Raw genomic sequence first — 18,494 nt, forward strand, 5'->3', positions numbered from 1 at the left:
ACCCTAACCGCGGTGCTCGGGCACGTTGGCGCTCGGCGCCGGCGTCAGACGCAGGTCGATTTCAACTCGCGGCAGTTCACGGCGGAGACCTGAACCGCCGCCTGATCTAAGGAGGCACTCATGAACGTCATCAACATGCGCATGGCCCCCACATTCACCGCAGCGATCGGACTCACCAAAGCAACAGCTTTTGCTGCGGCGCTCATGTCCTTTGCCCCCGCGGCTGTCGCGGGAGATTCGATTGAAAAGAAGGGGACTACTCCTTATGTGACGCACTTTATTTTTCGGCCCTTGATGAGCATTGACACTGCCGAACTCGGCAAAGCCACTACGCTGGAGGCGGTCGGGACGACTCAAAACATGAAGGGAGAGAAGATGCTGGACAAGATGTCAGCACGCTGCGTGGCGCTGAACGTCGCGTCCGGAGACAAGAAATACATTGACGGAGCTTGCGTGCTTGCCGACAGCGACGGCGACAAGATTTTCTCGACCTTCGATACTCGAGACCTCGACAAGGCCCAGCCGAAGATGGATTGTGGAACGCATATCATCACCGGCGGTACCGGTAAGTATAAGGGCATCACCGGAAGCGAACCATTTTCGTGTATAGCGATGCCTGCGCTGGCTGGCTCTGGCGATTATTTTGCGATGGACATCCCACACAACACGTCCTGGGAAATCAAATGACCTCTGAACTCGATGTCGCCGTAAAGGCGGCTGTTGAGGCAACCATGGAAAGCTGAAGGAGAGCCTCGCCACCAGGACTGGGCTCTTCTTCTGTTCGTAATTTTAAAGGCCCGTGAATGGCGCCGACTACACTGTGCTAGACCGGCTAGTCTAAAAAGAAAAAGCCGCCCGGAGGCGGCTAGTTTTTGGTCTTCTTTCTTCTACTTATTTCTTTAGGGCGTCAGCGGCGTCCCGCGCTGCGTCTTTCACGTCTCCCACTGCGTTGTGGGCGGATCCCTTGGCCTTATCAATCTTGCCTTCGGCTTCCAAGTCCTTGTCGCCAGTAAGCTTGCCAGCACCTTCTTTGATGGCGCCTTTTGCCTTGTCGGCAGCGCCCTTCACATGTTCGCGGTCCATAATCGTGTCCTTTGCTGTTGGAAGATAAACCAACAAAAGCGTTGCGCAGTGGTTCCTCCAGCGGCGCTGACGCTTCCACAAGGTGAAGGTGGCCGCTATGCCGACGACGTCGCCGAAATTGCCGAGAGCTGGGTCTTGAGCCGGTACCGTCGCTCCCTTCATGAGGTTCGCCGCCAAACCCGTCTAAACGGCCCGACGGCTTCGACCAGATACCATACCGTAAACAAACAGCACGACGATCGCGCCGAGGATGGCACCGATCAGTCCTGCGCCTTCTCCAGGCCGGTACCAACCCAGCGCCTGGCCGAGGTAAGTCGCTATGAACGCTCCCACGATTCCCAGAATCGTGGTCAGGATGAAACCGGACGGCTCGTTGTCGCCGGGCATGATGAACTTCGCGATGACGCCCGCGACGAAGCCGATGATGATCGTCCAAATAATGCTCATGACTTTCCTCGAGCCTTACGATGTTATCACGCCGATGGAGCCGGAAGACGTCCGTCGGGCGTGTATTGGTCCACGGCTGTAGGAAGCTCGCGTGATAAGCGGTCGAGTATCTCTTGCTGCGACAGGCCTGTCTGCTGCTCCAGTTTTTGAAGGACGTCGGGAGTTCGGGCGGGGTGACTTCCCGATTCGGCCCCTGATTGATCCAGGATTGGGCCGCGTCCCCTTGCCCATTCTGCCTGAAGTGCTCGAGCACTCGCCGAGGCCGCCGTTCAGGAGCGGACCTACTCCACCGCCGCCCACCAGACCGCCAAGATTGCCGAGCATACTACTCAGCGAATTCTTGGCGCCCGCCGGCTGACCGGAGGTAGCGTTGCGGAACATGTCCGCCAGCTTGTCCCGATTTTCGTAACCGGCGATCGCGAGCATACTAAAAAGGGCAGTCATCGATGGCATTCCGCGGTTCATGTTCGGCTCATCGATTTAAGTTTGTGGGTGCAAGAAAAAGGCGGCCCGCCAAGGCGGGCCGCCGATGATCTACCGCACGCCGGTGCCGTAGAGTTGGCGCTCCCTGCGCACCTCGTCCGCGCCATAAGGCTGAGCCGACGGGTCGTAATTCTTCCATCCAGCTTTCTGCCAAGCCACGCTCCGGTCGCGCAGATTGACGGCGGATTGGTTCAAGATCGCTTCGTATCGCGCGCGATCGGCATCGGGGACGCGTGCCGAAACAAGCGTGCCGCCCCTTCTCACGCCTTCGGCGTAGAGCGGAGCTTCCTCATCGGATACACCAGCCTGCGTCAAAGCCCCAACCACGCCACCCGTGGCACCGCCGGCAGCGGCACCCAGCGCGGTCGACGCGAGCCACCCGGCCGCGACGACCGGACCCAAGCCCGGGATCGCCAACAGCCCGAGGCCTGCGAGCAAGCCCGCGGCGCCGCCGAGACCCGCGCCGACGCCAGCTCCCGTCGCAGCACCCTCGGCACGATCGTCGACCCCATCGCGATCGCGATCGACCTTCTTGTCGGTGCTGTACCAGTTGTCGGAGTTGTTGGCGAGGATGCTCAAATCCGAATGCGGCACGCCCGCCGCCTCCAGGCTCGTCACCGCGCGCTGCGCGTCGGAATAGTTGTCGTAGAGACGTGAAATCGTAACGGTCATAATCGAATCCTTCTCGGTTATCGCGGCGGTTGAGCGAGGGGTCACTTCGCTGCGTTCACGTTGCCTTGGAAGTCCAGGCTGACATCGGCCGACGCACCGCCCTTGCTCGCCTTTCCGCGCCACACGCCATTGTCGTCCTTCTTCAAGGAAGTCACGTTGGTGTAGCCAGCTTCTTCGATCTTCGATTTGGCCTGACCCTCGGTAAAACTGTTGGCGCCCGAAACCGGCTTCTCGGAATTGTTCTGGCCCGAGCTGTTAACCGCGTTATTGTTCGGCCGATCCGTCGCCGGCGGATTCTGGGCAAACGACGGACCGGTCAGAAGCGAAACCGCCGTTAGAAAAAGAAGAAATTTCTTATTCATGTCGTCCTCCTTAGTGGCCGGTCACAACACGCCCGTCGCGACGATGTTCCTATTTCTCCCGTTTCGGGTAAACGAAGCACGCCATGAGGGACAGATCGCATCTGCAAATCCGCAATCGCGTAGCGCCAGCTGACTGACGGCGAGACCTCGGCGTACCGCCCGCCCGACAGGTTACAAATCGGGCGCGCCCCTTGGCCGAGCTTCCCCGATTGAATCAGAGGGGAGTCGCATATCGGCAGTGGACCGGACGCGGAACCGTACTTGCCTCGGTCGCCAGCTTTTGACCCTGGCTGTGTGAAAACGCTGCGCTTGATGTGATTCGCGCGATATGATTCCCGCACGATTTGCGGGGGGCTGGGATGAAGCGCTTCGTTGCGGAGGCGGATCGTGGGCAGTCGACGTTGTTGCCCGAATGCCTCGACGATTTCATTGATGAGAGCAACCCTGTTCGGGTGATCGACGTGTTTGTCGATGCACTCGATTTGGCCGAGTTAAGCTTCGAGGGGGGAACCGGCGGCGACCGGGCGGCCGTCATACCATCCCTCGGTTCTCCTGAAGCTTTACATCTACGGCTATTTGAACCGGGTGCAGTCGAGAGTGACGACGCGCTGTAGCTTTCCGATAGCGCCAGCACCTTGTCCAAATTGAACGCCGGGCCCGGAATGCCGGGGACGCCCTGGGGACCGGCCGGGCCTTGCTGGCCTTGGGCCAGAAGGAGGTAGCCGAAAGGACAGCTTCAATTTTCCGGTCGTGGCCTATGAAATGGTCGACCGCGATCACATCGCGACAATCCAGTTCACCGACTTCAATGGTCGCGTGCGTGTCGTCGCCGAAAATCCAGACGGCTCATGGACCTATTTCCCGAGAGATCATAGCAAGTGGGTCTATGGCTGCTTCAACAACAACAGGATTGGTGATGGAACTGACGAGGACCATCCTGTTGGGCAGCCTGCTGCTGCTCGCCGCTAACGCCGCCGACGCCGCCGAGATGCCTTCGATGTTCCACGGCCGATGGTGCGGCGAGCGGCACATGATGAAGCACTGCGGGAAGGATGAGGAAGGCATCCAGATCACCCCGCGCGGGTTTCATTACGAGGCTGGAAACGACGCTGGGTGCAGACTTGTCGGGCTGAGGCCGCAATGGCCGACGACGCGGGCCGATGTCGAGTATCGCGCGATGTTCGTCTGCCGCGGCGAGAGACCGCCTAACCACCGGGAATACTACTGGATCGGGTTCTACGATGATGACCGCAACGAGGGTCTGTTCCTGCTGAAGTCCGACAAGACGTTCGGGAGGTCCAAATGAGGCGCTGATCGCGCTGCTGGTTCTGATCGCCTCCGGTGATGCGATGGCTCAGCAGCGCCAGTTCTACGATACCGCGGGGCGCAACGCTGGCCGCGCGATCACCGACACCCAAGGGACCACGACGCTATATGGACCGGACGGCCAAGGTCGTACAAGCAACACGCGCCGTCGGCGCAGATTGCACCCTCGCAGTTATTGCGCCTCATGCGCGAGTGCCGCGTCGTACTCGCACAGCAGATCGATGATGTGCTGCTCCTCAGGCTCGATCACTTCAGGCACCTGCCTCCGCCAGTTGATGGCAATGAAGCCTTCGGCCAGCTTACCGATATGTCGATCCCTGTGATGGAGCAGTCGCGCCAATGCCACGTCTTGCCCACTCAGGCGTTCCAATTCCGCCAGCAAGGTCGAAGACTGCTGTTCGGGCTCGGTCGATGCTGATGTCGCCACGGTCATAGGCCCTCCAGATGTCGTCAACTGCAGCGTTATTCTTAGCGGTTTTCCACTTCAAAGGGAATAGCTCGCACACCGGCTCCCACGTCGCCTACTGTCCGGCGCGCGCGATTAGGCCGATACTCTCGGCAAACTGACGCGTCGCATCGTTGACGAGGCCGTAGGTACCGGGAACCAAGCTATTATTGCTATGTTGCAATTCGCCGGGATCACCGAGACCAGTAGTAGGAATTCACATGTCAGCCCAGATCATCAAGTTATCCGACCGCAGGACGCGTCCTACGCCATCTTCGAGCTTGATAGACCTTCAGCTTTCGTTTTTCCTTACGTACGTTGACATAAGCCTCGCGGCCTATCGCTGGGTAGTTAACGCTGCCGAGCAAGGTTGGAAGGCGGTTTGTCTGTCACGATGATTGATTTTGATTTCAAGGTTGAAGCTCAAGGGCAAAGAGGCGCATGGGGCCGGCGCAAGCTGAAGAATGATCAATAAGCGGGCCACCAACTGAGGCGGTCCTTACAGGTGCGGCGCCAGATAGTCGAGAAACTTGAAAAACCCGTAGAGGGCGAGAGCGGTTACAGCCACGAAAGCGATAACCATCGTCGCCCATTCGCGTTTCGAAAATAGATCGAAGTCGAACATGCGAGCCCCTTGCAGTGGGGGATACTATGCTCGTACCCGGCCAAGATGGGCCGCCAGTTGGCGCGGCTTTACAAAAGAAAAACGCCGCCCGCTTAAACGAAGCGCAGGCGGCGGCTTCCAGCCCCGGGAGGGAGATTGTAAATCCCGATACCGGTGTATTGATCGCATTTCACAAGTGGAGCACGCGAAATATCCCGAAAGACCCCTCGCACTCCTTGACACGTCGCGCGCTGATGGCCCTGCTCGAATCCGACGCGGTCTACAATTATGTCACGAATACCGAGAAGGACACATAGGCACCTGCCGTTGCGTTGGTCGTGCTGGGAAGCGGGTTTTCGGCCAACCCGCTTTGCTCATGCGAGCTTGCCGACGCCGCTGCCCAGTGCCCGGCGCGAGGACCTGGCGGGCGGGATAAGTTCGACGACCGAAAGCTTCTAGCAGACGCCCGTGGTCTGCTGCATGACGCGCGCAGTTCATCTTCAGAGAACTGTTTTCGGATCAACGGAAAGCCCTCCCGGCGTCGCTCTCAGCCCGACAGCTGCAATACCTTTAGCCCCGAGCGAAGACGCGTCGCTCGCTCGGCGAGTTCGTAACCGTCCATCCCCGGCGTGTATGTCGGTGAACCGAAGCTGCTGGCCGAGATCGAGTACCGCGCCAAGTCCGCCGAGGGAAAGGTGCGGCATCCGTTCTACAAAGGGCTGCGCGAGGATCTCTGTAGCCTGGCCCGACCTCCGAACGGAACGAACAGGCGCCTTCGGTCCTTATGAGGAAGCGGAGCCTCGATCCCAGGGTGCTTCCGAGGGACAGGCCAATGCTCCGTCAGACCGGAAACGAAGAACAGGTTCTGGATCGTACCGTCGAGTTGGCGGCGACCATCGCGGAAGAAGGCCTCCGGTACGTCAGCGACTCCTCGCCAGGCTACACGCGCAAGCGGACCGGCACGACGTTCACCTACTACGACAAGGACGGCAAGCGCATTACCGATGCCGCCGTCGTTCGGCGGATCAAGGCGATCGGCATCCCGCCGGCCTACGAGTCAGTCTGGATCTGCCCCTCACCCAACGGCCATATCCAGGCGACAGGGCTCGATGCACGCGGGCGCAAGCAGTACCGCTATCACCCGAAATGGCGCGAGCTGCGCGACCAGAACAAGTACGAGCACATCATCCAGTTCGCGGCCGCCCTCCCAGAGCTACGGCACCGGGTCGCCGCCGACATGAAGCGGGACGGACTGCCTCGCGAGAAGGTGCTCGCCACCATCGTCAGCCTCCTGGAGAAGACGCTGATCCGGGTCGGCAATGCCGAGTATGCCGAGACGAACAAGTCCTACGGGCTTACGACCCTGCGCCGCAAGCACATCGCGGTTGGCCGCGGCGTTCTTCGGTTCGCCTTCACGGGCAAGTCGGGCAAGCAGTGGAAGCTCCGCGTTGAAGACAAGCGGATCGCCTCAATCGTGAAACGCTGCGCGGAGATCCCGGGACACGAGCTCTTCAAATACCTCGACGACGACGGAGAGCCTCGCAGCGTGGATTCCGGCGACGTCAACGCTTACATCAAAGACGTTACGGGCGAGGACTTCAGCGCCAAGGATTTCCGCACTTGGGCCGGGACCGTACTGGCGGCGCTGGCGCTGTCCGAGTTCAAGAAGTACGACAGCCAAGCCGAGGCAAAGCGCAACGTCGTCGCCGCGATCGAGAGCGTCTCGAAGCAACTCGGCAACACGCCGGCCATCTGCCGCAACTGCTACGTGCATCCCGAGGTTCTGGACGCCTACATGTCCGGCGACCTCGTGAAGATGATCGAAGCCAAGATCGCGCAGAAGTTCAAGCGCCAGTACGCCAAGCTCACGCCCGACGAGGTCATGGTGCTGGCATTTCTCCGCAAGCGTCTCGATGCCCTGAAGGCCGCCTGAGCCCCGCGTACCATTCGGCATAAGGCGTGTTCTTGACCGCGTGTCGGTTGAAGTCGGGCGCGCCATCCTTCCGCCACACCGGTCCCCGCTCTCCCAGCCGGCGCTTAGCTTCGTCGACGAGGCGATGGGCGACGGTCTCTGCGTTCAGATCTATAGCCGCCCTGGCGTCCTTCACGGCTCGCCGCGCATCCATCAGCTGTTTCACCAGCCGCATTCCTTGTCTTGGGCAGCAAGGTCGGGATCGCTCACCCGCCAGAGTCTACCGCGGACGACGAAATAGCGCCCGTCGGGCGTGACTGGATGCTGCAGGCCCGGCATCAGATGAAGGGCTTCCCTCCGGTCACCGCGACCGTGGTGCCGGAGGTGTAGCTCGACCGCGGATCGGCGAGCATCACATAGGCCGTCGCCAGCTCGGCCGGCTGCCCGGCCCGCTTCATCGGCACCTGTTTGCCGAAATTCTTCACGGTATCCTCGGGCATGGTCGATGGGATCAGCGGAGTCCAGATCGGCCCGGGCGCCACCGCGTTCACGCGGATGCCCTTCTCCGCTAGCATCTGGGCCAACCCGCCTGTGAAGTTCTGGATAGCGCCCTTGGTCGTCGCATAGGCCAGGAGAGTGGGGTTCGGCATGTCCGAGTTCACGGATGCCGTATTGATGATCGCGCCGCCCGGCTCCATGTGCGGCACGGCGGCCTTCGCGAGGAAGAACATGGCGTGGATATTCACATCGAACGTCATTCGCCATTCCTCGTCGCTGATGTCGCCAAGATCCTTGAAGGTCGCCTGATGCGCGGCATTGTTGACGAGGATGTCGACCCCGCCGAGATCCCGGACCGCCCGATCGACGACCTTCCTGCAGTGGTCCGCGGACCTCAGGTCGCCCTCGACCAGAACAACCTTGCGCCCCTCCGCCTCGACGAGGGCCGCAACTTCCCTGGCGTCTTCGTGCTCCTCGAGATAGGCGATCAGGACGTCGGCGCCCTCGCGGGCAAAGGCGATGGCGACAGCTCGCCCTATTCCGCTGTCCCCACCGGTGATGATAGCCCGCTTGCCGTTCAGGCGGCCCGCCCCTTTGTAGCTGGCCTCGCCGTGATCGGGGCGTGGGTCCATCTTAGCGGTCAACCCGGGCATTGACTGCTTCTGACTGGGGTAAGGCGGCTTCGGATAGTCGGGCATCGGAATCGGTCTCCGCGGGTTGAGAGCGCGACAACCAACTGACGACAACCAAGGTTCCTAGCCCGTTGCCCGCCTCGCTGGCGGCAGGCATCCGCGACGCGCTTGCGCAAAGAAGAAGAAACAGCGCCCGCTCCGCCCTGTATCTCGCGCCTGCGCGACTGCACTCCGAGCCGGACATGGCGACTTCGCCCGCGGCGGTGCAGACGGCCCATTTCCAGCGGCCCCGTCCCCGCTGCTTCAGCACGACGTCGTAGCCGGCAAAACGGTCCTCGTCGGTTTCGAACTTCATGCCGCGAACCGCTCCGGAAATCCGTCGCGTAGCTGGTCCAGAAGCCGTTGTTCGCGCTCGATCCGGCTGCAGTAGAGTTCGCGCTCCCTTTCGGTCTTCGCGCTGGCAAGGAGCAGGCGGTAGTAGGCGATGACCTTCTCGCTGCCGCGGATCAGATCTGTGACGGCGGTCACGATACCGCCCCCGCGGTCGCCGGCGACGATTGTGGGGGTAACGTGAATGCCATGGGGAAGGTCTTGGAGGTCAATACCTCCAGCGCCGAGCTCTCCTCGGAGAGGCGCCGTTCGATGAACTGGCGTTCGAGGTCCGAGAGACGGGTCTTCAGCAGGCTGCGATAGCGGTGGATGTTGTTGCGGTGCGCACGGATACGGGCAAAATCTTCATCGAGCATCGTCGCCACTCCTGACGGTCTTCTTGTCCTTTTCAGCTGCGAGAAACGGGAAAACGAATTCCCCGTTGCAAAAATATTCGGCGCAAAATCGCTGTCAAGATGGCAGTGGTGCAGCGTGCGAATGCTTGTGCCACCGGGTTAACAATCACGTTGGCCGAAAAAATTTCCGACGGTCCTCTTGAAACCTCTTGTCGTTTTTCTAATTCATTTTTCGCCGCGAGAGCGGTGTGCCGGACGCCAGGTTGGGCCCGGCGCGGGCGCCGGCCGGCAGGTCCTCGGACCGCCGACTTGCGTCCCTTCGTAACCATCTTGCTCCTAGGAGGACTTGGATATGAGGACGACCTTCGACTTCGCGCCCCTGTGGCGCTCCACCATCGGCTTCGACCACCTGGCTGGCCTGGTCGATAGCGCGCTTCGTCAGGCGAGCGACGACAACTATCCGCCCTACAACATCGAGCGCTCCGGCGAAGACCACTACCGGATTACGCTCGCCGTCGCGGGCTTCGGCGCCGACGATATCAGCGTAACGGCCGAGCAGAACGCGCTCACCATCGAGGGCCGGAAGCCGGAGAAGCCGGCGAGCGAATATCTCTTCCAAGGGATCGCCGCGCGCCCCTTCCGCCGCGTCTTCAACCTCGCCGACTACGTCCAGGTGAAGGAGGCCGCGTTCCGCGACGGCCTCCTGATCATCGATCTCGTCCGCGAGGTCCCGGAAGCCATGAAACCCCGCCGGATCCAGATCGCGGGCGCGACGGCTTCCTCGCCCCAGATCGAGCAGAAAAAGGCCGCCTGACGGCCATGCGGGCGGTGGTTGGTCCGCCGCCCGCATTCAAACCTTCCCTGGAAAGGAGCGTAAAAGGGAGACGACCAATGACCAACGCCAACACGAATTCCTGCACTCACCACCCTCTATTCCATCCGGCCGCGCACTACGCGTCTCCGGACGACGTCCTGAACGACCAGGAGCTGACCGCTCCCGAGAAGCGGGTCGTCCTGTCGTCGTGGGCCTCCGACATGTTCGCAGTCGAATCCTCGCCGGCCTTGCGCGAGATTCCCGGCATGGGCCGCCCGGTCCGGCTCGCGGAAATCCTTGCGGCACTGCGCAAATTGGACGGCGACGACGACGACCCGCCCCGCGGCGGCGGGGTGCCGATGCGGTTGCGGCGGCCTTGGGCCGCCGCGGTTGCCTTCGGAACGCGATGCTCACGCCAGCCGTCCTGACGATGGTGTTGCTCGGCAACGTTGCATTCCGCCTCCGAGATCTTTCGGCGGCTCATCGAAACGGTCGACGGCGTTGGAGCCGAACTCCTGGAGACCTACGCCAAGCATTGGGAAAGCGAAGCGGACAGGCGCGCGCACCGGATGCTGCTGGAATCCATCGGCTCCGGCTTCGCTCCCGGGTCGGCGACGGATTTTCTCGTGCGCTTCATCGCGGAGCGCAGGGCGGCTTCGAAGCGAACGACCGGCGCGGCGACCGCCCCTCCTAGGCCGACACTTCCGCATGCCGTACCAAGGCATTGGAACAAGTGGACAAGCCCCAGCCTCGCCGTTTTGGAATCCCTGCTCCGTGCTAACTGCCGGGAACGCTCAAGCGACCCCAGGATTCATTTGGGCAGGAGAATCCGATGCTGATGACGAAGGAAAGACCGCGAACGATCCGGACGCTGCGAGGATGGGCGATAAATGTGCTGCAGGAGGCCGGTGCCATCCACGAGTGCGAAGAGCACGGCTGGGCGCGTGACCGGGCCGACCCGCATGCGCGCGAACGCGCTTTAGATTTTGCCCGTCAGGATCCGCCGACCGGCGTCTCATCCGATCAAGCGGCCGCTGAAGTCCGGGCCGTCTTGGAATCGATCGGCGACACCTGTCCCGAGTGCCTGCCGGAATAACGCAGCAGCCGGGGCTTCTATTCCCGAGCGCGGCGCAGGGCATCCTTGAGCTCTTCCCTCTCGTTCTCCCACCGCGCGTCCTCGGCCTCGATCCTCTTTTCAATCGCTGCCCGTTCGGCGATCAAGGTCTCTGAGCGCGCTTCGTGCTCACGCCGCGCAGTGTCCAGCGCCTCGGCCCGCTCCTTCTCGCGCGCCGCCTCTTCCTTGCGGCGCTCCGCATCCCGCCGCTTCTGTTCCCGCTCAAATTCCGCAGCGGCCTTGCGCGAATCCTCGACGCTGATCGCGGGCACCGTCCGCCTCTTGGACTCCGGCCGTCGAGCCTTCTTCCGACCGCTCTCCTCGTCATCGAGATCGGGAAGGTCCGCTTGCTCGGCGAAGCGACCGCTCGAGCCGGCCGGGCGCTTCAGGACTGCACCCGGCTTCGCCATCGTGGCCGCAACGACATCCGGATCATCGGTCTCCTTGGCGAAACCTTGATGGAAGAGATTGCTGCCGGCGCCCCACGCCTCCAGCGCGGCCTTCATCGAAGGCGCGGCGATCGCGAGATCGTAGAATCCGAGCGACGTCTGGAATGTCTTCAGCTTCCTCGGCATCAGCCGGCAGCACTCCTAGCGCCGGCGCGCCATCCACACCCCAAGCAGGAACGCGGCAAAAAGCGCCTGCAGTGGGGCCTTCACGGTGATCTCGCGCAACCGCTCCGCCAGGTCCGTTGCGAATTCCCCGGAATTGACGCGAGGGGGGTGAGAAGACCTCGTTCCGGACGGGGCCGCGGCGCCCGCCGGATCGGTGACGAGACCGGAGGCTTCGGTCATCGCAGACGTTTCGCGCTCATCCATGGCATCCTCCCGTGTTGGCAGCCAAGCAACCGGCCCTCGGACGCTCGTCGCGACCTAGCGAGCGTGAGCACGGCAACGGCTTACGCCGACTTCCGCCGCGCCCCGGCCGCCGGCTTCTTCGCTGCGGCTTCCTTCGGCTTCTTGCCGGCGATCGGCATCAGCATTTCCTTCTGGCCAGCGGAAGCTTTCTTCGTCTTCTTGGCGGGCTTCTTCTGTGTCCCCGCCTCGGCCGCTGCGCCGCCGACGCTCCTGCGCAGCGCGTCCATTAGATCGACGACGTTCTCGCCCTTCGGCCGCTCCTTCGGGCGGATGACCTTGCCTGCCCTCTTCTGGTTGATGAGGTCGACCAGGGCGGTCTCGTAGTGGTCTTCAAACTTGTCCGGATCGAAGCGGCCCGCCTTCTGGTTGACGATGTGCTTGGCGAGATCCAGCATATCTTTCGTGACCTTCACATCCTGGATCTCATCGAAGTATTCCGCCGGATCCCGAACCTCGTAGGGGTACCGCAGCAGCGTCCCGATCAACCCCTTGTCGCGCGGCTCGAGCGCGACGATGTGCTCGCGGCTCGTCAGCACCAGCCGCCCGATCGCGACCTTGTCCATCTCGCGGATGGTCTCTCGGATCACGGCGAAGGCGTCGTGCCCGACCTTGCCGTCCGGGCGCAGGTAATAGGGCCGGATCAGGTAGCGCGGATCGATGTCGCTGCGGTCGACGAACTCGTCGATCTCGATGGTCCGAGTCGACTCGAGCGCGACTTCCTCGAGCTCCTCCTTTGTCACCTCGATGAACTGCCCCTTCTCGACCTCGTATCCCTTGACGATGTCCTCGTTGGGCACCTCGTCGCCGGTGTCCGCATCGACCTTCAGGTACTTGATGCGGTGGCCGGTCGTCCGGTTGAGCTGGTTGAAAGAGATCTTCTCGCTCTCGGACGTGGCCGGATACAGCGCCACCGGACAGGTCACGAGGGACAGACGCAGAAAGCCTTTCCAGTTGGCGCGGGGGGCCATGTACGCAGAACTCCGGTTGGGGACCGCGGATTCAAGACGAACGGCGGCGGCCGGTTCCGACGCGATGGCCCACGATCAGCGAGAATCTTTTTCGCCCTCTATCGACTCTTTTGTTCTTGTTGTGTTCTATGGAGCGATGACGGACCGACCCGCGAGCTGGCGCATGCCGAACTCAACGCAGATGGACAAGATGGCCGCTGCCGTCGGCAGAAGCGTACCTACGAAGCCTGGATTGGCTCCGGACGCCGACCTGCCTCCGGATTACTGGCAAGCCCTCCTGGAGGACCCTCGCGCCGAGACCCGATCGGCCCCCTCTGGAGCAACGCTACGGCTCAGCCAAATCAGCCAGCACGTTCTGAGAGTCGGTTGCCGCCGCTGCGCCCGGCTCGTCGAGATCCAGAAGGCCGATGCCGCCCGCCTGTATGGACCGGACGCCGTCTGGAAAGACGTCGGCCAGCGCCTGCTGGACAACACCTGCACGCAGCGGACCGGCCGCCATGAGGAAGACGGCTGTTGGCCGTCCTACGACGTGCCGTAGGCCGCGGGCCGATGGCTCCGAAGCACCATCCCACGCCGTTGTCCGGAGGCGACCGCAAGGCGCTGCAGAAGGAGCTCGGCCACGCCCGGGCCATGACCACCATTTTGGCGACACAGGCGGCCGAGGCCCGCGCCAAGGGCGAGGCGCTGATCCGCCAGGCTGACCGGCTTCTGCCCTCTTCACCAGGCACGAGCTTTAGTGGCCGCCCCCACTCCGGGCACGCCTCCGGATCGGATGCCGTATCGTCATGGTGTCCCTGCCACGGACGAGCTGAGGCCCGCGCAGCCGCCCGCCTCAAGCGGAAACAGCAAAAGGTATGAAACCTGTGATCTCGTCTTGACGGCGACCTCGCGCCCGTCCTGAAATGCTCGCAAATGGTAGCCGGAGGTGCTCGATGGAGCAGGTATCCTACAGTGATTTGGCCCAGCGCGTGCGCGACCTCGCAGACAGGGCCGACCCCTTCACCAGGCGACGCCTGCTGAAGCTCGCCGAGAGCTACGATGTCAAGGGCGGCCGCGCGGGCGGGGGCCCGCGGCTCGCCGAGCGCCCCCTGCCGGTCCCCCGCACGAGCCCACCGACCTCGATCTTCAGCGGACCGGGAGAGGCCTGACAGAGCAAGCCACAAGGCTGACTTCAGCCCACAGGCATCCTCGCGCCTCCGATCAAGAGGGCAGTTCTCAGAACCTGAGCATTCCGAACATGAAGAGAAGCGCGACCGTGACGAGGGCCGAGATCAGAAGCGAGCCGAGGCAGCCTAGCCGGTTGGAGAAGAAAAAGAACATGGCGGCCCTCCAGCCACAGGCGTCAGTCCTGTACCAAGGTGCCTATCAACGCCAGCAAAGCCTGATGTTCAGGTCCGCTGCTGCCGGCGCGTCGGAATTGTCCGATCTCGATGAGGGACGCCCGCCCGCCGGAGGCAGCATTCGGCCGATGTGCGACCACAGGGACTCCGGTGTGCGGTTGACGGACTAGCCGCCAGATGTCGCCGTTCGAGCTTTCGTAAAGAGTTCTTTCCGCCATTGCCTTCAACGAGAGAGGGGGCGACTGTTCCCGCCCCGCTCTGCAGGTAGTCACAGCATCTCCGGCGGCTAGTCTTCGACGCCGCAAAACAACGACGCTCACCTTGAGGCCCCACTAGGAAACGTTGCGCCGGGTCTGCTATTTGCATTTACCCTTTTTGTTTTTCTTCTGCGCTTTTTCCATCGGAGCTTTTGGAGCGTTCTTCGAAGCGATCAGCCCCCTTGGCTAGATCGTGCCCCGTCTCGCTCTCGTTTTTCGCTTCCTCCTTGGCGGTTGCCTCGCGCAAGCCTTCAGCGGCCAGTTCCCCCGCTTTTGATGATTTTCCTTCGTTGTCCATTTGCTGCTCCTTCCGCTCGTCCAGAACACTTCCTCGTCTATCGGCGCCAACCCCGCCTTGCCCGAGACTGTTCCTGTTTATTTTGGCGGCTGCGTTGAATTGCGCCCAATGAGACGGGCCCCGGCGGATCATTAGGCGGAAGAGAGCTTCGTCCTCGAACGTCTCTCACCTGGAGCCCTTCTAGCTTGCAGGCCTCACCAAGATGAGGCTCGGATTCTGCCTGTCGTGAAGCATCCGGGCGAACTCCTCGCGATCCAGCTCGCGACCCTTCATCGCCGTCTCGAAAAGCGCTTCCTGGATTTCACGCGGCATGTCGCCCCACACGTCCATGGCCGCCCGCCCTAGCAGCGCCGCGAAGGTCTCGGTCCTGTCCATCGTTCTCTCCGTCCTTTGTCGCAGACGGGAACCGCCGAAGACCGCAGCGCGTTCCATTGCCATCATTGCGAGAGGAGAGATCGAATTATGGGCTTCTTCACTAAGGACATCAAAACGATGGACGACCTGCTGATCCACGGTCTGCAGGACATCTACTACGCCGAGCAGCAGATCCTGAAAGCGCTGCCGAAGATGATCGACAAGGCGACCAGCCGGGATCTGGTCACCGGTTTGAAGAGCCATCTCGAGGAGACCAACAAGCAGGTCCAACGGCTCGAGAAGGCCTTTGCGAAGCTCGGCAAGGAGCCGAGCGGCACCAAGTGCCCCGCCATCGACGGCATCATCAAGGAAGCCGACGAGACCGCCGGCGAGATCGAGGACAAGGCCGTGTTGGACGCCGCCATCGTCGCCAACGCCCAAGCCGTCGAGCACTACGAAATGTGCCGCTACGGCACGCTGATCGCCTGGGCCGAAGAACTTGGCCACGACGAGATCGTGCGCTTCCTGACCACGAACCTCAACGAGGAGAAAGCGGCGAACACCAAGCTCAACACGGTGGCGCTCCGCAAGGGCGTGAATGCCAAGGCCTCTGACGCCGCGTAACCGGAAATCCTCTGTCACACTCAGCGGCTCCGCGACATCGCGGAGCCGCTTTTCCGTCGAGCCGAGCGCACGAGGCGGAATCGGCGCCGCACGAACCAGGCCGCCACAGCGACAGCCAGCCATGACAGCGATGCGCCGATAAAAGTGCCCGCAACGCTCCATTCGACAAGGACCCAGAACACAGCGGCGAACGCCAGCATGCCGAACGCGCCCAGTGCGGCACCGGCGGCGTCCAGCGCTGCGGCCTCTTGCCCTCGTCGCCTTCCTTCGAGCCCCGCCTCCTTCTTGCGCCGGATTTCGTGCGACTCGATCAGGGTCGCGCTCGCGCAGAAGATCGCCGGCAGCGCGAGGAAAAGCCCGCCGACCGAAGCTCCGCAGCGGCTGCTGACGAGGCCCGTGAACACGGTCGCAGCACCGCCCAGCGCGAATCGGACAAGGTATTCGTACCAGCGGCCTTCGTGCAGCGACGAGAGCGAGACCTTGATCGGGATCGTCACGCATGTCCTCCCGAAAGCGCCCAGAGACCGAAGGCCGCGGTCAACCAGACGACGATCGACAGTAGGGACGCAGGCAAGGCCCGCATCCGAGTGCGTATCAGAAGCTGGCAGACGAAGACGCTGTAGACCATGAGCGCGGCCGCGCCGGCCATCATGGCCTTACTTTGCGAGCCGGCGTAGCCGGCCCCGTGCTGGTAGATCGCTATGCCGAGGGTCGCCAGCGCCACGGATGGCGCCGCCCCGAACAGACCGGCGAAGCTCTTGGGCTTCAGCACGTCGCCCAGCATGGAGAACGCCGACACGACGGCGCCTCCGATCAGGAAACGGATGACGTACTCGCTCATCTCGGCTCCTTGGCCGGATAGCCGGTCAACGGGCGAAGCATTCGCTCGAGAACCGCACCGAGCGCGAAGCCCGCGACGACGTCACTCGCCCAGTGCGCCAGCACGACGATGCGCGTGACGCAGAGGCCGACCGCCAGCGCGCGGATCGCGCGGCGCAGCCCCGCAGGCAACGGGCCGGCAGCGGAGGCGAGCGCGCCCATATGCAGCGCGTGCCCGGACGGAAAGGCATCCTTGCGTTTGCCGGAGAATGAAACTCCGTTGAGGTGCCCCAGCACGGTCTTCCGGTCCGGATGGGTTTGGTCGAAGACGGACTTCATTAGATGCGGCAGAACCGACGCGGTTGCCGCCACAAGCAGGGCATGGTCGCCGGCGCGACGCACCGACTCCCTTCGCGTGCGCGTAACCACCCAACCCGCCGCGGCCAAGGCCAGCAGGATCTTTTCGTCGGCGCCCCAGGTCAATCCGCGGGAGACCGTCTCCGTAAGATGGTTGGTATGCCGCGCTACCGCCCGCGCGAACCGCACGTCGGCATCTGTCGGTTTCACGTTGACAAAGGCCATCTGTCCGCTCGGTTTGGATTCGGGATTCCACAACTCCCAAGCGGGTCCTTGGTTCTAATTTAAAAATGGAACCGGCGGCGCAACCCGTTGTTGTCAAAGGGATTGGAGGCTCGGTGAAACGCAGTGCGCGGAAGTCCACGTTGACACTAAGCCCGGCGGGCGGATTGAATACGTGAATGGGACCTTCCGTGGCTGGAGCGGCCACACCGCCGACGAGATGGTCGGAAAGCGCTTCAGCGACTTCCCCACGATGGCAGGGCGCATCTACTAAGAGACGCACATCGCGCCGCTTCTGCGGATGCAAGGCTCGTTCGAGGAGTTTGCTATCGACGTGATCAAGGCCAACGGGCAACCGCTGCAGATGATCGCCAACGCGAAGGAACGGCGAGACGCGCAAGACAAACCCCTCTCCATCAGCCTGGCGCTCATCAGAGCGACCGACCGCCGCCGCTACGAACAGGAGCTCCTCGGAACGCGCGAACTTGCGAAGGCCGCAGGCCAAATTGCAGAGGAGAGGCTGCAGCGTGAGCACGAAGCACATGAGCTGCGCGAGCAGTTCATCGCGGTGCTCGGCCACGATCTGCGCAACCCGCTCGCATCCATCAGCGCCGGCGCCCGCATTCTCGACAGAACGGCCCAGACCGAGAAAGAACATCAGGTCATCGCGATGATGCAGACCACGGTCATGCGGATGGCGGGGCTGATCGACGATGTGCTCGATCTCGCCCGCGGCCGGCTGGGCGGCGGCATCGGTCTGAATCGCGACCAGGGGAAACCGCTTGAGCCGGTGCTCGTAGGGGTCGTTGACGAACTGAGACTGGCCTCGCCCGGCCGCGTCATCCATGCCGATTTCAAAATCGACCGCCCGGTGAATTGCGACCGTTCGCGCCTGGGACAGCTGCTCTCGAACCTTGTCGGAAACGCACTGACACACGGAGCTTCGAGCAAACCGGTGTTCGTTCACGGAGAGACGCGAGGCGAGTCCTTCGAACTATGGGTATCCAATGTCGGCCAGCCCATCCCCGAGGCGGCGGCGATGGAGAAGCTGTTCGAGCCCTTTTTTCGGGGCAACCATGCGAGCCGTCAGGGCCTTGGGCTTGGCCTCTACATCGCCTCACAGATCGCCAAGGCCCATGGCGGCGCGCTAACCGTGAGTTCGACGACGGACGAGACCCGATTTACGTTCACCATGCCCCTTCTTCCCGCGGAGAGCTGACCTTCCAACGACTATCGCAGCCGAAGCTTACCCGCGCCACACGCTCGCGATTGACAACTACT

29 protein-coding genes and 2 pseudogenes are annotated in these 18,494 nt (G+C 62.5%); 12 read left to right on the forward strand and 19 right to left on the reverse strand.

What is annotated here, in order from left to right:
• Nucleotides 1-120: 120 nt before the first annotated feature.
• Nucleotides 121-687, forward strand: coding sequence for a hypothetical protein (locus tag AB7G19_RS22945; RefSeq protein WP_441253867.1), 567 nt, complete (start codon nucleotides 121-123; stop codon nucleotides 685-687).
• A gap of 204 nt (nucleotides 688-891) precedes the next feature.
• Here AB7G19_RS22945 and AB7G19_RS22950 read toward each other — a convergent pair whose 3' ends face one another.
• The 5 genes and pseudogenes from AB7G19_RS22950 to AB7G19_RS22970 all read right to left on the reverse strand — a co-directional run bounded on the left by AB7G19_RS22950 (nucleotide 892) and on the right by AB7G19_RS22970 (nucleotide 3,047).
• Complete coding sequence (locus AB7G19_RS22950) at nucleotides 892-1,245, reverse strand: CsbD family protein (RefSeq protein ID WP_441253869.1); 354 nt, start codon at nucleotides 1,243-1,245, stop codon at nucleotides 892-894.
• A 21-nt stretch (nucleotides 1,246-1,266) separates the two neighbouring features.
• Entirely contained in the window at nucleotides 1,267-1,530 is a 264-nt protein-coding gene (locus AB7G19_RS22955) for a GlsB/YeaQ/YmgE family stress response membrane protein (RefSeq protein ID WP_441253871.1), read from the reverse strand.
• Nucleotides 1,531-1,556: 26 nt separating this feature from the next.
• Nucleotides 1,557-1,995, reverse strand: a pseudogene (locus AB7G19_RS22960) (YidB family protein).
• 69 nt (nucleotides 1,996-2,064) lie between these two features.
• Entirely contained in the window at nucleotides 2,065-2,685 is a 621-nt protein-coding gene (locus tag AB7G19_RS22965) for a hypothetical protein (RefSeq protein ID WP_354134880.1), read from the reverse strand.
• A 41-nt stretch (nucleotides 2,686-2,726) separates the two neighbouring features.
• Nucleotides 2,727-3,047, reverse strand: coding sequence for a hypothetical protein (locus tag AB7G19_RS22970; protein WP_441253873.1), 321 nt, complete (start codon nucleotides 3,045-3,047; stop codon nucleotides 2,727-2,729).
• A 359-nt stretch (nucleotides 3,048-3,406) separates the two neighbouring features.
• Between AB7G19_RS22970 and AB7G19_RS22975 the strand changes: the two are divergent.
• Together AB7G19_RS22975 and AB7G19_RS22980 are read left to right on the forward strand one after the other, a co-directional pair.
• Nucleotides 3,407-3,641: pseudogene (locus AB7G19_RS22975) on the forward strand (IS5/IS1182 family transposase); the annotation flags it as partial.
• A 322-nt stretch (nucleotides 3,642-3,963) separates the two neighbouring features.
• Nucleotides 3,964-4,353, forward strand: a complete 390-nt coding sequence (locus tag AB7G19_RS22980; protein WP_354134882.1) for a hypothetical protein — start codon at nucleotides 3,964-3,966, stop codon at nucleotides 4,351-4,353.
• A 192-nt stretch (nucleotides 4,354-4,545) separates the two neighbouring features.
• On the opposite strand, the gene AB7G19_RS22985 is transcribed toward AB7G19_RS22980, so the two are convergent.
• Together AB7G19_RS22985 and AB7G19_RS22990 are read right to left on the reverse strand one after the other, a co-directional pair.
• Nucleotides 4,546-4,806 carry a hypothetical protein gene (locus tag AB7G19_RS22985; RefSeq protein ID WP_441253875.1) on the reverse strand — a complete coding sequence of 87 codons (261 nt, stop codon included), beginning with the start codon at nucleotides 4,804-4,806 and terminating at the stop codon, nucleotides 4,546-4,548.
• Between the two features lie 511 nt (nucleotides 4,807-5,317).
• Complete coding sequence (locus AB7G19_RS22990) at nucleotides 5,318-5,443, reverse strand: hypothetical protein (protein WP_354134884.1); 126 nt, start codon at nucleotides 5,441-5,443, stop codon at nucleotides 5,318-5,320.
• A gap of 26 nt (nucleotides 5,444-5,469) precedes the next feature.
• On the opposite strand from AB7G19_RS22990, the gene AB7G19_RS22995 reads away from it, so the two are divergent.
• On the forward strand, nucleotides 5,470-5,739 hold the full coding sequence (locus tag AB7G19_RS22995) for a hypothetical protein (protein ID WP_441253877.1): 270 nt from the start codon (nucleotides 5,470-5,472) through the stop codon (nucleotides 5,737-5,739).
• 515 nt (nucleotides 5,740-6,254) lie between these two features.
• Nucleotides 6,255-7,355 (forward strand): DNA topoisomerase IB, encoded by a 1,101-nt coding sequence (locus AB7G19_RS23000; protein WP_441253878.1) that lies wholly within the window; start codon nucleotides 6,255-6,257, stop codon nucleotides 7,353-7,355.
• 317 nt (nucleotides 7,356-7,672) lie between these two features.
• Here the strand turns inward: AB7G19_RS23000 and AB7G19_RS23005 are convergent, their stop codons facing one another.
• Genes AB7G19_RS23005 through AB7G19_RS23020 form a run of 4 tightly spaced genes read right to left on the reverse strand, consistent with a single transcriptional unit; the run spans nucleotide 7,673 to nucleotide 9,210 of the window.
• A complete protein-coding gene (locus AB7G19_RS23005; RefSeq protein ID WP_441253880.1) occupies nucleotides 7,673-8,530 on the reverse strand; it encodes a glucose 1-dehydrogenase in 858 nt (285 codons plus the stop codon).
• A complete protein-coding gene (locus tag AB7G19_RS23010; RefSeq protein WP_441253882.1) occupies nucleotides 8,466-8,819 on the reverse strand; it encodes a hypothetical protein in 354 nt (117 codons plus the stop codon). Before AB7G19_RS23010 ends, AB7G19_RS23005 begins: the two co-directional genes overlap by 65 nt.
• On the reverse strand, nucleotides 8,816-8,992 hold the full coding sequence (locus AB7G19_RS23015) for a hypothetical protein (RefSeq protein ID WP_441253884.1): 177 nt from the start codon (nucleotides 8,990-8,992) through the stop codon (nucleotides 8,816-8,818). Before AB7G19_RS23015 ends, AB7G19_RS23010 begins: the two co-directional genes overlap by 4 nt.
• Nucleotides 8,989-9,210, reverse strand: coding sequence for a hypothetical protein (locus tag AB7G19_RS23020; protein WP_304489694.1), 222 nt, complete (start codon nucleotides 9,208-9,210; stop codon nucleotides 8,989-8,991). Before AB7G19_RS23020 ends, AB7G19_RS23015 begins: the two co-directional genes overlap by 4 nt.
• A gap of 331 nt (nucleotides 9,211-9,541) precedes the next feature.
• Here AB7G19_RS23020 and AB7G19_RS23025 point away from each other — a divergent pair, with 331 nt between their 5' ends.
• The 3 genes from AB7G19_RS23025 (at nucleotide 9,542) to AB7G19_RS23035 (ending at nucleotide 11,099) form a co-directional block, all read left to right on the forward strand.
• Nucleotides 9,542-10,003: an Hsp20 family protein gene (locus AB7G19_RS23025; protein WP_038959803.1), complete on the forward strand. Its 462-nt coding sequence runs from the start codon at nucleotides 9,542-9,544 to the stop codon at nucleotides 10,001-10,003.
• 77 nt (nucleotides 10,004-10,080) lie between these two features.
• Complete coding sequence (locus AB7G19_RS23030) at nucleotides 10,081-10,431, forward strand: hypothetical protein (protein WP_049813237.1); 351 nt, start codon at nucleotides 10,081-10,083, stop codon at nucleotides 10,429-10,431.
• A 404-nt stretch (nucleotides 10,432-10,835) separates the two neighbouring features.
• Nucleotides 10,836-11,099: a hypothetical protein gene (locus AB7G19_RS23035; protein ID WP_441253887.1), complete on the forward strand. Its 264-nt coding sequence runs from the start codon at nucleotides 10,836-10,838 to the stop codon at nucleotides 11,097-11,099.
• Between the two features lie 17 nt (nucleotides 11,100-11,116).
• On the opposite strand, the gene AB7G19_RS23040 is transcribed toward AB7G19_RS23035, so the two are convergent.
• From AB7G19_RS23040 to ku, 3 genes are all read right to left on the reverse strand, one after another.
• The gene (locus AB7G19_RS23040; protein ID WP_441253889.1) at nucleotides 11,117-11,692 is read right to left on the reverse strand and encodes a cell envelope biogenesis protein TolA; all 576 of its coding nucleotides are present in this window, start codon (nucleotides 11,690-11,692) and stop codon (nucleotides 11,117-11,119) included.
• Between the two features lie 15 nt (nucleotides 11,693-11,707).
• Nucleotides 11,708-11,935, reverse strand: coding sequence for a hypothetical protein (locus AB7G19_RS23045; protein ID WP_038937338.1), 228 nt, complete (start codon nucleotides 11,933-11,935; stop codon nucleotides 11,708-11,710).
• An 80-nt stretch (nucleotides 11,936-12,015) separates the two neighbouring features.
• On the reverse strand, nucleotides 12,016-12,942 hold the full coding sequence (gene ku, locus AB7G19_RS23050) for a non-homologous end joining protein Ku (RefSeq protein ID WP_441253891.1): 927 nt from the start codon (nucleotides 12,940-12,942) through the stop codon (nucleotides 12,016-12,018).
• Between the two features lie 136 nt (nucleotides 12,943-13,078).
• On the opposite strand from ku, the gene AB7G19_RS23055 reads away from it, so the two are divergent.
• A complete protein-coding gene (locus tag AB7G19_RS23055) occupies nucleotides 13,079-13,480 on the forward strand; it encodes a hypothetical protein (RefSeq protein ID WP_441254544.1) in 402 nt (133 codons plus the stop codon).
• 394 nt (nucleotides 13,481-13,874) lie between these two features.
• Complete coding sequence (locus AB7G19_RS23060) at nucleotides 13,875-14,090, forward strand: hypothetical protein (protein ID WP_304489691.1); 216 nt, start codon at nucleotides 13,875-13,877, stop codon at nucleotides 14,088-14,090.
• Between the two features lie 558 nt (nucleotides 14,091-14,648).
• Here AB7G19_RS23060 and AB7G19_RS23065 read toward each other — a convergent pair.
• Both AB7G19_RS23065 and AB7G19_RS23070 read right to left on the reverse strand, forming a co-directional pair.
• Entirely contained in the window at nucleotides 14,649-14,837 is a 189-nt protein-coding gene (locus AB7G19_RS23065; protein WP_038937342.1) for a hypothetical protein, read from the reverse strand.
• 180 nt (nucleotides 14,838-15,017) lie between these two features.
• Nucleotides 15,018-15,212: a hypothetical protein gene (locus AB7G19_RS23070; protein ID WP_038937343.1), complete on the reverse strand. Its 195-nt coding sequence runs from the start codon at nucleotides 15,210-15,212 to the stop codon at nucleotides 15,018-15,020.
• Between the two features lie 87 nt (nucleotides 15,213-15,299).
• Here AB7G19_RS23070 and AB7G19_RS23075 point away from each other — a divergent pair, with 87 nt between their 5' ends.
• Nucleotides 15,300-15,815, forward strand: a complete 516-nt coding sequence (locus tag AB7G19_RS23075) for a YciE/YciF ferroxidase family protein (RefSeq protein WP_038937344.1) — start codon at nucleotides 15,300-15,302, stop codon at nucleotides 15,813-15,815.
• Between the two features lie 20 nt (nucleotides 15,816-15,835).
• Here AB7G19_RS23075 and AB7G19_RS23080 read toward each other — a convergent pair whose 3' ends face one another.
• Genes AB7G19_RS23080 through AB7G19_RS23090 form a run of 3 tightly spaced genes read right to left on the reverse strand, consistent with a single transcriptional unit; the run spans nucleotide 15,836 to nucleotide 17,216 of the window.
• Nucleotides 15,836-16,306, reverse strand: a complete 471-nt coding sequence (locus AB7G19_RS23080; RefSeq protein WP_038937345.1) for a hypothetical protein — start codon at nucleotides 16,304-16,306, stop codon at nucleotides 15,836-15,838.
• A gap of 2 nt (nucleotides 16,307-16,308) precedes the next feature.
• A complete protein-coding gene (locus AB7G19_RS23085; protein WP_071911114.1) occupies nucleotides 16,309-16,656 on the reverse strand; it encodes a DUF3147 family protein in 348 nt (115 codons plus the stop codon).
• A complete protein-coding gene (locus AB7G19_RS23090; protein ID WP_304489690.1) occupies nucleotides 16,653-17,216 on the reverse strand; it encodes a phosphatase PAP2 family protein in 564 nt (187 codons plus the stop codon). Before AB7G19_RS23090 ends, AB7G19_RS23085 begins: the two co-directional genes overlap by 4 nt.
• A gap of 298 nt (nucleotides 17,217-17,514) precedes the next feature.
• On the opposite strand from AB7G19_RS23090, the gene AB7G19_RS23095 reads away from it, so the two are divergent.
• Entirely contained in the window at nucleotides 17,515-18,432 is a 918-nt protein-coding gene (locus AB7G19_RS23095) for a sensor histidine kinase (RefSeq protein WP_441253894.1), read from the forward strand.
• Nucleotides 18,433-18,494: the final 62 nt, after the last annotated feature.

It is taken from the genome of Bradyrhizobium sp. 215_C5_N1_1 (genome assembly GCF_052075935.1).
GTDB lineage: Bacteria > Pseudomonadota > Alphaproteobacteria > Rhizobiales > Xanthobacteraceae > Bradyrhizobium > Bradyrhizobium barranii.